The following is a 12,071-nucleotide window of genomic DNA, read 5'->3' on the forward strand; positions in this document are numbered from 1 at the left end:
AGGGCTTCCACGGGATTTTCCGGCGTGTGACACTCGGCTCGCCGATCTCCCCGCCCAGGAGGTACCACGTGATGTCCTCACGGTTGCGTAGAGCAACTATCTTCCGAACGCTGACCGCGGCCCTGGTCGCGGCCGCGATGCTCCTCGGTGACCAGCAGAGCGGTCTGTCCGCCGCCGCGGCCACCAAGCGCGACCCGAAGTTCAACCCGACCGAGTTCAAGTCGCTCGGCGGCCGGACCGCCAAGGCGGACGCGCGCCCGGCCGATCCGTCGGCCGGCAAGGTGCTGACCGGTACGCCGACGGTGACCTGGCCCGCGGCCGGAAGCGCCGAGGTCGCGGTCCCGGCCCCCGGCGGCAGCAACGCCTGGGCGCTCGGCCTGAACGGCGGCCGGGTGGCACAGCGCGCCAAGGCCGGCAACCTGCCGGTCTGGGTGGCGCCGACCGCCGCGGCCGCCAAGGAACGGCTCCAGACCGGCGTCGCGGCAACGTCACCGGCGAAGGTGAAGGTCGACCTGGTCGGCCGGCGCGGTGACGCGCTCGAGCTGAAGGTCAGCCGCGCCGACGGCGTGGCCAAGTCCGGCAAGGTCACGCTCGGCCTGGACTACCGGGCCTTCCGCGATGCCTTCGGCGGTGACTGGGCGACCCGGTTGCGGTTCACCACCCAGAACGGCGACCGCCGAACCGTCGTCCCGAGCCTGAACAACGGATCGGGTGAGGTGATCGCCGACGTCCCGGTCGGCGCGCAGCCGCAGACGTTGATGGTGGCGGCCGGCGACAGCAGCGGCGCCGGCGACTACAAGAAGTCGGACCAGAGTGCCGGTGCGGCGACCTGGAGCATCGGCGGATCGTCGGGCGACTTCGAGTGGTCGCTGCCGATCACGACGCCGCCCTCGATCGGTGGCCCGGCCCCGTCGGTCGGCCTGCAGTACTCCTCGGGTGCCCTGGACGGCCTGTCCTCCGCGACGAACAACCAGACGTCGCTGATCGGCCAAGGCTTCTCGCTGAGCGGTGGCGGTTCGATCGAGCGCCGGTTCCGGTCGTGCTCCAAGGACAAGTCCGGCAACAACGGCGACAAGAACACCGGTGACCTCTGCTTCGCCGGCGACAGCTTGAACATCGCCGTGAACGGCAAGTCCGGCTCGCTCGTCCTCGACCACAAGGACGCGAGCGGCGAGGTCTGGCGGATGCGCGGGGACGACGGCTCGGTGATCGAGCGGCTGAGCGGCGCGGCCAACGGCGACGAGGGTGTCCTGGCCGCCGACAAGGGCGAGTACTGGCGGATGACGTCGCCGGAGGGGACGAAGTACTACTTCGGCCTGAACCGGCTGCCGGGCTGGACCAGCGGCAAGGACGAGACCAAGTCGGCCTGGACCGTGCCCGCGTACGGCAACAACCCCGGCGAGCAGTGCAACAAGACCGCCTTCGCCGACTCGTGGTGCCAGCAGGCGTACCAGTGGAACCTGGACTACGTCGTGGACCGGTTCGGCAACACGATGAGCCTGTACTACGACACCGAGCTGGGCAATTACGCCCGGATGGTGACGAAGAGCGCTGTCAGCCCGTACGTACGCGCCGGCAACTTGAAGCGGATCGAGTACGGACAGGTCGATGGGCAGGTGTACAACCAGAAGCCGGTCGCGCAGGTGCTGTTCACCACGGCCGAGCGGTGTACGCCGGAACCATGTGGTCCGAGTCAGACCAGTACCTACCCGGACACCCCGTGGGACCTGAACTGTGCGAGTACTACCAACTGCGAGAACCACTACACGCCGACGTACTGGAGCCAGCGCCGGCTGACCAAGATCACCTCACAGGTGTGGCGAGCTGCCAGCAGCAAGTTCGAGGACGTGCAGTCCGTCGCGTTCCGGCAGGAGTACCTGCGTGGTGACAACAGCAGTCCGTCCTTGTGGTTGCGCGAGGTCACTCCAACCGGCCTGGTCGGTCCGAACCCACAGCAGCTGCAGACAACCAGCTTCGACGGCGTCGCGATGGGAAACCGCGTCGACACCGGAAGCGATGCGGTGCCGCCGTTGGAGTGGTTCCGGATCAGTGCAGTGCACAACGGCTCCGGCGGTGACCTCACAGTCGCGTACGACGGGGTGGACTGCACTCCGACGGACCTGCCCCAGCCGGACCACAACGACCGCAGGTGCCGGCCGCAGAAGTGGACTCCGGAGGGATCAGCCGAGCGTCAGGACTGGTACCACAAGTACGTCGTGAAGCAGGTCGTCGAGACGGACCGGACCGCTGCGGCGAACGACCCGTGGCAGGCACCGGTCCCGAACGTGACGACGGTGTCGTACCAGGACAAGCCGGCCTGGCGGTTCTCGGAGCAGGACGCCGGTACCGACCTGAAGGAGTCGACCTGGTCGCAGTGGCGCGGCTACAGCGACATCAAGGTGGCCAAAGGACGTGCGGACGAGCCGCAGTCCGTCACCGAGACGCTGTACTACCGCGGCATGGACGGCGACCGCACCACCGCCGGACCGGTCAAGGACGTCAAGATCACGGACTCCACCGGTACACAGGTCAAGGACACCAACGAGCTGGCCGGTCAGTCCCGCGAGCAGACCACGTTCAACGGCACTGCTGTAGTGAACCGGAGCATCTCCGACTACTACCTCGGTGATCCGACGGCCTCCATGACGCAGCCGTGGGGCACGCTGACCGCAAGGCGATCCGGTCAGAAGCAGGTCACGCAGTACCTGCCGACTCCTACCGGTGACCTGAAGCTGGGTACTGCGAACACGTACGACACGCAGGGACGACTGACCAGAAAGGACGAGTCGAACGACATCTCCACGCCGGCCGACGACACCTGTACGCGGTACTACTACAACGAGAACAGCGCCGCGAACCTGCGGGAGCTGCCGTCACGGCAACAGCTCGTCGACAAGAGCTGCGGTGCTGCCTTCACCAACGCCGACGTGATCCGGGACGACCGGATGTACTACGACGGCGCCACCGATGTCAGTACGCCGCCCACCAAGGGCCTGCTGACCCGGGCCGAGCGGCTGTCCGGTTTCGACGCGGCCGGCAAGCCGACGTACGAGCTGGCGTTCACCGCGGCGTACGACTCGATCGGCCGCCAGATCCGCAAGACGGACGGGCTGAACCGCACCGTACGCAACATCTACAACCCGGACTACGGACCGATCACCAAGATCACCGAAGTCGCCGCGAACGGGATGGAAAGCGTCACGGACTACGAGCCGGCCTTCGGTGCGGCGATCGGGATGACCACACCGGACGGCCGCCGGTCCGACAAGGAGCTGGACGCATTCGGACGGGTGACCAAGACCTGGAGCCCCGGCCACCCGAAGAGCGGACCGCCGGACATCGAGACCGAGTACTCGGTCCGCGACGACGGACCGTCCGTACGCACCACCAAGCGCCTGCTCAAGCCAGGTGTGTACGACACCAGCTACGAGCTGTACGACGGTCTGCAGCGACTGCGGCAGACCCAGGAGAAGGCACCGAACGGCGGCTGGCTGGTCACGGACCACCGGTACGACTCGCGCAACAACGAGGTGAAGATCAACGGTCCGTACTTCACCCGGGTGCTGGCCGAGAAGGAGCTCAACCTGGTCGACGAGGCGACGCTGCCGAAGCAGACCGTCAACGTGTACGACGAGGCGGCCCGGCCGAAGCAGCAGCTGTTCAAGTCGCTCGGCCAGACCAAGTGGTCCATCGACCACGAAGTCGGTACGAACGTCCAGACCATCGACCCGCCGGACGGGCAGACACCTACTACCCGCATCACCGACTCGCAGGGCCGGTTGATCGAGCTGCGTCAGTACCAGGGCAACAGCCCGAGCGGTGCGTACGACAAGACCACCTACACGTACTGGCCGTCCGGACAGCTCAAGACGACCACCGACCCGGCCGGCAACGTCTGGAGCTACAAGTACGACGTCCAGGGCCGCAAGATCGAGGAGAACGACCCGGACAAGGGCATCACCAAGTTCACGTACGACGTGGGTGACCAGATCACCTCGTCGACCGATGCGCGTGGCGTGCAGCTCTTCTACGACTACGACAACGTCGGACGCAAAACGGCGATCCACCAGGGCGCGGCGGACGGTCCGTTGCTCAGCTCGTGGAAGTACGACACCGTCGCGCCGGGGCGGCCCACGTCCGCTACCAAGTACGTGGGGACCGACGAGTACACCACTGCGATCACCGGGTACGACCCGTCCGGTCAGCCGACTGGTACGTCGCTGACACTGCCGGCGTCGGAGGGGAAGCTGGCCGGTACGTACACGGTCGGCCAGACCTTCAACGACGACGGTGAACTGGCGACGCGGACGCTGCCGAAGGTCGGTGACTCCGCTGCCGGTGGACTCGACGCCGAGACGCTGACGTACGACTACAACGACCAGGGCTTGCTGAAGTCGCTGCGCGGTCAGGACACGTACGTACGGCAGCTGTCCTACACGCCGTTCGAGGACGCCGACGTACTGACGCTCGGCACCGCGTCCGGTCCGTTCGTCCAGCAGAAGTTCGAGTACGACCCGGTGACCCGCCGAGTCAACCGGATCGTCATCGACAAGCAGCTGTCGCCGACCCGGGTGTCCGACACGCAGTACCAGTACGACCCGGGCGGCAACATCACCAAGGCAACGGACATCGCTCCGGCTGCTTCTGGTGAAGCTACTGACACCCAGTGCTTCAACTACGACTACCTGCGCCGACTGACAAAGGCGTGGACACCGAAGCCGGGTGCGGACAACACCGCCGGTGACTGCACAGGGGCGCCGTCAGTGGCCGGCCTGGGTGGTCCGGCGCCGTACTGGCAGCAGTGGACGTTCGACAAGACAGGTAATCGCAAGAGCGAGCAGACGATCTCAGCAGCCGGTACGACGACCAGCACCTACGAGTACGGCAGTACGAAGCCGCACGCGCTGACTGCGGTCAACACCACCGGACCGGCCGGTACGACCAGCAAGACGTACGGCTATGACGCCATCGGCAATACCAACAAGCGCACCGCTGACGGCGTGGACGAGATCCTCAACTGGAACGCCGAAGGACAACTGGCTGACACCACCAAGGGCGGAGTCAAGACGGCAGCTGTCTATGACACCGAGGGCAACCGGCTGATCCGCCGGGACAGCTCCGGCACCACGTTGTACCTCGGTGAGACGGAGCTCCACCTCGACAAGGCCGGCAACACCGTCACAGGTACGCGCTACTACACCTTTGGCGACCGGCTGGTCGGTGTCCGCACCGGTGGCAAGCTGACGTGGCTGTTCTCGGACCTGCACGGCAGTCCGACCACAGCCATCGACGCGACCACGCAGGCAGTACAGCGCCGCCGGAACACTCCGTACGGGGAGTCACGTGGTACCGCGGCAGCCAACTGGCCGGGGCAGCGGGACTTCCACGGCGGTACGAGTGATCCGGACACCGGGCTCGTGCACATGGGTGCCCGCGAGTACGACAAGTCGACCGGAAGGTTCTTGTCGGTCGATCCGGTGGTGGACAACACCGATCCACAACAGATGAACGGCTACTCGTACGCGAACAACAACCCGGTCAGCTTCGACGACTCGGACGGCAAGTTCGCGCAGGTGGTCGTGGTACCGGTGGTGCTGATCGTCCTGATCGTGGTGGCGTTCTACTACGCGTACCAGCAGGCGTACAGCCAGCCGGTGACGATGGTCGACACCCGCGAGGTCCGCGAATCGGTCTGGGACTTCTTCGCCTTCCTGTGGAAACAGATCGTCAAGTTCGTCACCTTCGTCTGGACCGCGATCGTGATCCTCTGGCGCCTGATCCAGGTCCTGGTCACGTACGTGATCCAGCAGACCCAGACGATCCTGAGGACGATCATCAGACAGGTGCCGGACAAGGCGGTGCCGCGGCAGCCACCGCCGCGGAAGGACCCACCGAAACCCGCGCCGCCGCCGAAGCCGGCCCCGCCGAAGAAGGACCCGACGCCGCGGATACCGAAACCCGCGCCGACCCCGAAGCAGGAACCGAAGGGCCGGCTGAAGGACAAGTACGACGAGGACGAGGGCAAGCTCTACCGCGGCGCGAAGCCGGGCGACGCACCGACTTTGCGGCCGGACGCCAAGGACTACCAGGTGGACAAGGAGGGGTACGTCAAGCCGCAGTTCGGGCCGTCGACCAACACCGATCCGAACCAGATCCGCAAGTACAACCGGATACCGTGGGAAGTCATCGTGGAAAGCGTGCCGCCGCAGCTGCGGATCATGCGGACCAGCGGCACCCATTACGAAGTGGTGCCGGCGGAGGGGGTCAAGCTGAGACCGCAGGAGTTCTCGGACCTGCTCGGCCAGATCAGGTTCGGACCACCGGCGAGGAGATGAGATGGCAGCCGACGAGGCCGGCTGGGTGCTGGTCCTGGCCCAGGAGATGGACGACTACGACTGGGCCGAGGCCGAGAGCCGCGGCGTGCTGCTGAACGCCCGGCTCGAGCGGGCCGGGCGGCAGTTCCCGGTGATCTTCTTCGACCCGGAGCGGATCCGGAGCGCGGCCGCGATCGGAACCGAGGCCGGCGAGCCGTACTACGAACCGAACGTGATCATGCTGCCCGCACTGTCCAGGACGGCCGTGGAGGCAGCGGTGGAGCGGCTGGCCCGCAACGGCGAGTTCGACTGGCTGCTGGGGCTGCCGGAACGCTGAGCGAGACCTGACCGGGACCTGCCCCGGGAACCGATTTGGTTTCCGGGGCAGGCTCAGGCACACTGTTGACTGCCGAAGACCGCTGGTTGCTGCCCTAGGTAGCTGAAGGTCCCATCGCAAGGTGGGCGGCCCGCGCAGGTGACTTGGACAGTGACAGATTGTATGTTCACGCCCTTGCGCCTGCGCAGGGGCGTTTCTCCTTTTCAGGGGTCTAGGCGTGGAAGCCGAGAGAAGGAGACCCCCATGGCGAGGCCGGACAAGGCAGCCGCTGTCGCGGAGCTGACGGACGAGTTCCGTAGCTCCAACGGCGCCGTGCTGACCGAGTACCGCGGTCTCACCGTCGCGCAGCTCAAGCAACTTCGAGTTTCGCTCGGTGACGACGTGAACTACGCCGTGGTGAAGAACACGCTGACCAAGATCGCGGCCAAGGACGCCGGCGTCGACTCGTTCGACAGCCTGCTCGAAGGCCCCTCCGCTATCGCCTTCATCAAGGGCGACGCGGTGGTTGCGGCCAAGGGTCTGCGTGACTTCGCCAAGGCGAATCCCCTTCTCGTCATCAAGGGCGGCGTGCTCGAGGGCAAGTCGCTCAGCTCTGACGAGATCAGCAAGCTCGCTGACCTGGAGTCGCGTGAGGTTCTCCTCGCGAAGCTCGCAGGTGCGATGAAGGCGGCCCCGCAGCAAGCGGTGTCGCTGTTCGCTGCTCCGCTGTCGCAGGCCGCGCGCCTGTTCGCGGCGCTGCAGGACAAGCTGCCGGCCGACGCTTCCGGGACCGCTGCTCCGGCAGAGGTCCAGGACGCGGTCGAGGCACCTGCCGAGGCGAGCACCGAGGAGACTGCCGCAGCGGACAGCTGAGGCATCTCACCGCAACACCCCATCAGTGATCACAAGCACCATCTGTCAGGAAGGACCGCCATCATGGCGAAGCTCAGCACCGAAGAGCTCCTCGGCCAGTTCAAGGAACTGACCCTGCTGGAGCTGTCGGAGTTCGTTAAGGCGTTCGAGGAGGAGTTCGGCGTCACCGCCGCCGCCCCGGTCGCCGTTGCCGCCGCCGCGGGCGCGCCGGGTGCCCCGGCCGCCGAGGAAGCCGCCGAGCAGGACGAGTTCGACGTCGTCCTCGAGAGCGCCGGCGACAAGAAGATCCAGGTCATCAAGGAGGTGCGCGGTCTCACCAGCCTTGGGCTGAAGGAGGCCAAGGACCTGGTGGAGTCGGCCCCGAAGCCGATCCTGGAGAAGGTCGACAAGGCTGCCGCGGAGAAGGCCAAGGAGGCCCTCGAGGGCGCCGGCGCCACCGTCACCCTGAAGTGACCCCGGTGACGTTCCGCCACGGGACGTAACGAATGTGTTGAGAAGGGCGGTCCCCGCACAGGGACCGCCCTTCTTGCATTTCACCCTGGCTAGTATCTCAACCGCTTGACTTCCAAGGGTTTACGCAAACCGTACTCGTGCGTAACCTAGGCCACTGCCCTGTCGTTGGGCAGCAGCAGACATATCCGTGAGGAGGGCCGGTGGGCGTAGAGGTCCGCGTCGAGGGTCTGACCAAGTCCTTCGGCAGCCAGCTCATCTGGGGTGACGTGTCCCTCACCCTGCCCGCCGGTGAGATCTGCGTGATGCTCGGCCCGTCCGGTACCGGGAAGTCGGTGTTCCTGAAGACGCTGATCGGGCTGATCAAACCCGAGCGCGGGCATGTCTGGATCGAAGGCACGGACATCGCCACCTGCAGCGAGCGGGAGCTGTACGAAGTACGCCGGCTGTTCGGCGTACTGTTCCAGGACGGCGCGATGTTCGGTTCGATGAACCTCTACGACAACGTCGCCTTCCCGCTCCGCGAGCACACCAAGAAGTCCGAGTCCGACATCCGCTCCATCGTGATGGAGAAGATGGAGATGGTCGGCCTGGTCGGCGCGGAGAAGAAGCTGCCCGGCGAGATCTCCGGCGGCATGCGCAAAAGAGCCGGCCTGGCCCGGGCGCTGGTGCTGGACCCGCAGATCCTGCTGGTCGACGAGCCCGACTCCGGCCTGGACCCGGTGCGTACGTCGTTCCTGAACCAGGTGATGATCGACCTGAACGAGGCGTTCGGCGCGACCTTCCTGATCGTCACGCACGACGTCAACACCGCGCGGACCGTACCGGACAACATCGGCATGCTGTACCACCGGCACCTGGCCATGTTCGGCCCGCGGGAGATGCTGCTGTCCAGTGAGGAACCGGTGATCCGCCAGTTCCTGAACGCGCAGATGATCGGCCCGATCGGGATGTCCGAGGAGAAGGACGCCGAGGAACTCGCCGCCGAGGCCGGCCAGGAACTGCCGCCGCTGCCGCCGATCCCGATCCAGCAGCTGCCCAGCAGCGGCATGCTCCGCCCGACCCAGCGCCCGCCGGGCGAATGGTGCCGCGAACACGGCGTCGTCCCGCCCCCAGGCTCCTTCCAAACCAACACGGTGGGCGCGCGGTGACCGTCTCGGCAACCGCGCCGCTCAAGCACGCGGGCTCGTTGTTCGCCTTCGCCCTGGACACCGGCCGGGCCACCTTCCGGCGGCCGTTCCAGCTGAAGGAGTTCCTGCAGCAGGCCTGGTTCGTGGCGAGCGTGACGATCATCCCGACTGCGCTGGTCGCGATCCCGTTCGGTGCGGTGATCGCGCTGCAGGTCGGTGGGCTGATCAAGCAGTTCGGCGCGCAGGCCTTCACCGGTTCGGCGGCCGTCCTGGCGGTGGTGCGGGAGGCGTCGCCGATCGCGACCGCGCTGCTGATCGCCGGCGCCGGCGGTTCGGCGATCTGCGCGGACCTCGGCTCCCGGAAGATCCGCGAGGAACTGGACGCGATGATGGTGCTGGGCATCGACCCGATCCAGCGCCTGGTGGTTCCGCGCGTACTGGCCACCATGCTGGTCGCGTTCTTCCTGAACGGATTCGTCAGCGTGGTCGGCGTGATGGGCGGCTACATCTTCAACGTCGTCCTGCAGGACGGCACCCCGGGCAGTTACATCGCGTCGTTCACCGCGCTCGCGCATCTTCCCGACCTGTGGCAGGGCCAGGCGAAGGCGCTGGTCTTCGGCTTCATCGCGGCGGTCGTTGCCGCGTACAAAGGGGTCAACGCGGGCGGTGGCCCGAAGGGCGTCGGCGACGCGGTGAACCAGTCCGTGGTGATCACCTTCATGCTGCTGTTCGTCGCGAACTTCTCGATGACCGCGATCTACTTCCAGCTCGTCCCGCCGAAGGGGGCCTGACGTGTCGGCCCTGGTGGACACCCTGGTCAAGAAGCCGCTGAACTCGCTGGACAAGCTCGGTGAGCAGCTCGCCTTCTACCTCAAGGCGCTGGCCTGGTCCGGCAAGTCCGTCACCCGGTACCGCAAGGAGATCCTGCGGCTGCTGGCCGAGGTCACGCTCGGCACCGGCGCGCTCGCGGTGATCGGCGGCACCGTCGGCGTGATCACCTTCCTGGCCTTCTTCACCGGCACCGAGGTCGGCCTGCAGGGATACTCGGCGCTGAACCAGATCGGCACCTCGGCGTTCGCCGGCTTCGTCTCGGCGTACATCAACACCCGCGAGATCGGCCCGCTGATCGCCGGCATCGCGCTGGCCGCGACCGTCGGCTGCGGCTTCACCGCGCAGCTCGGCGCGATGCGGATCAGCGAGGAGATCGACGCCCTCGAGGTGATGGCGATCCCGTCGCTGCCGTTCCTGGTCACCACCCGGATCATCGCCGGCCTGGTCGCGGTCATCCCGCTGTACGTGGTCGGGCTGCTCGCCTCGTACTTCGCGACGAGACTCACCGTCACCACGTTCTACGGACAGAGCACCGGCACGTACGACCATTATTTCCATCTGTTCCTGCCACCAGGCGATGTGCTGTGGTCGTTCGGCAAGGTGCTGGTGTTCTCGGTGCTGGTGATCCTGGTGCACTGCTACCACGGGTACCACGCCACCGGTGGTCCCGCGGGCGTCGGCGTCGCGGTCGGGCGCGCGGTGCGTACGTCGATCGTGGTGATCAACGTCGTCGACCTGCTGCTGTCGATGGCCATCTGGGGTACGACGACCACCGTGAGGCTGGCCGGATGAGCAGATTCATCTCGCACAAGGTGCTCGGGGTCGCGTTCATCGGCGTGCTGTGCTTCCTGCTCTGGCTGACGTACGCGTTCTACGCCAAGATCTTCGTGAAGACCGTCGACGTCGAGCTGAAGACCAGCCACATCGGCCTGCAGCTGAACGAGCACGCGGACGTGAAACTGCGCGGCATCATCGTCGGCGAGGTGCGCAAGGTGTCCACCGACGGTGACGAGGCGACCGTCCAGCTGGCGCTCAAACCCGACCAGATCGGCGAGATCTCCAGCGCGGTCAGCGCCCGGATCCTGCCGAAGACGCTGTTCGGCGAGAAGTATGTGGCGCTGGTCCCACCGAAAGGACCCGAGGGCGCGCACATCAAGGCCGGTGACGTGATCAGCCGGGACAAGACCGCCGTCGGCATCGAGATCGAGAAGGTGCTGAACGACGCGCTGCCGCTGCTCCAGGCGGTCGACCCGGCCGACCTGAACGCGACCCTGAACACGCTCGCCACCGCGCTCGAAGGCCGCGGCGCCGAGATCGCCGGCACGCTGACCCAGCTGGACGGCTACCTGAAGAAGCTGAACCCGAGCGTCCCGAAGCTGATGGACGCACTGGCCAAGCTGACCCAGGTCTCGAACCTGTACGGCGACGCGACCCCCGACCTGGTCCGCGCACTGCGCAACCTGACGATCACCGGCAACACCGTGGTGGAGAAGGAACAGCAACTGCAGACCTTCTTCGGCGATGTGCAGAAGCTGTCGACCACCGGGAACACCTTCCTGCAACAGAACGAGGATCGGGTGATCCGGCTCGGTCAGGTCAGCCGTCCGGTGCTGAACCTGCTGGAGCGGTACTCGCCGGAGGTGCCGTGCTTCCTCAAGGTGCTGAGCGACACGGCTCCGATCCTGAACGACACGTTCCGCGACGGCCGGCTGAACATCAACCTCGAGCTGATCACCAACCAGCCGACCCCGTACGAGCCGAACGAGCTCCCGGCGTACAAGGACCATCGCGGCCCGACGTGTGTCGGCAAGAACTACAGCGTCCCGGGGGAGAAGCCCGGCCCGTACAACCAGGAGAACCCGGCGCCGTACGTGACTGCTGACGACGGCGTGATCGGCGACCACAACAAGAACCAGCGCTTCCCGCTGAACCTGAAACTGAACCGCGCGATGCCCGGCTATGCGATGGACACCCAGGGCGTCGGCACCCCGGCCGAGCAAAAGGTGATCGACTCGGTCGTCGGCCCGGCCATGGGCGTACCCGCGAACGACGTACCGGACCTGACCACCTTGATGGTCGGACCGTTGCTCCGCGGCGGGCAGGTGAACCTAAGGTGACCCCCCTCGGCTGTTCGGCACGCATCTCCGGCGCCCAGGC

At 66.4% G+C, this 12,071-nt stretch carries 8 protein-coding genes; all 8 read left to right on the top strand.

Annotated elements, in window-relative coordinates; all coding sequences use genetic code 11:
- Positions 1–71: 71 nt before the first annotated feature.
- Positions 72–6,335 (top strand): RHS repeat domain-containing protein, encoded by a 6,264-nt coding sequence (locus ABD260_RS09460; protein ID WP_344233020.1) that lies wholly within the window; start codon positions 72–74, stop codon positions 6,333–6,335.
- A gap of 1 nt (position 6,336) precedes the next feature.
- Positions 6,337–6,651, top strand: coding sequence for a hypothetical protein (locus ABD260_RS09465; protein WP_344233021.1), 315 nt, complete (start codon positions 6,337–6,339; stop codon positions 6,649–6,651).
- A 243-nt stretch (positions 6,652–6,894) separates the two neighbouring features.
- Entirely contained in the window at positions 6,895–7,503 is a 609-nt protein-coding gene (gene rplJ / locus ABD260_RS09470) for a 50S ribosomal protein L10 (protein ID WP_344233022.1), read from the top strand.
- Between the two features lie 63 nt (positions 7,504–7,566).
- Complete coding sequence (gene rplL / locus ABD260_RS09475) at positions 7,567–7,956, top strand: 50S ribosomal protein L7/L12 (RefSeq protein ID WP_184840526.1); 390 nt, start codon at positions 7,567–7,569, stop codon at positions 7,954–7,956.
- Between the two features lie 200 nt (positions 7,957–8,156).
- Positions 8,157–9,104 (top strand): ABC transporter ATP-binding protein, encoded by a 948-nt coding sequence (locus tag ABD260_RS09480; RefSeq protein ID WP_344233024.1) that lies wholly within the window; start codon positions 8,157–8,159, stop codon positions 9,102–9,104.
- The gene (locus ABD260_RS09485; protein ID WP_344233025.1) at positions 9,101–9,874 is read left to right on the top strand and encodes an MlaE family ABC transporter permease; all 774 of its coding nucleotides are present in this window, start codon (positions 9,101–9,103) and stop codon (positions 9,872–9,874) included. Before ABD260_RS09480 ends, ABD260_RS09485 begins: the two co-directional genes overlap by 4 nt.
- A gap of 1 nt (position 9,875) precedes the next feature.
- On the top strand, positions 9,876–10,706 hold the full coding sequence (locus ABD260_RS09490; RefSeq protein ID WP_344233026.1) for an MlaE family ABC transporter permease: 831 nt from the start codon (positions 9,876–9,878) through the stop codon (positions 10,704–10,706).
- Positions 10,703–12,031, top strand: a complete 1,329-nt coding sequence (locus ABD260_RS09495) for an MCE family protein (protein WP_344233027.1) — start codon at positions 10,703–10,705, stop codon at positions 12,029–12,031. The genes ABD260_RS09490 and ABD260_RS09495 overlap by 4 nt, the downstream gene beginning before the upstream one ends.
- The last annotated feature ends 40 nt before the right edge of the window (positions 12,032–12,071 follow it).

The organism is Kribbella hippodromi (assembly GCF_039531045.1).
Taxonomy (GTDB): domain Bacteria; phylum Actinomycetota; class Actinomycetes; order Propionibacteriales; family Kribbellaceae; genus Kribbella; species Kribbella hippodromi.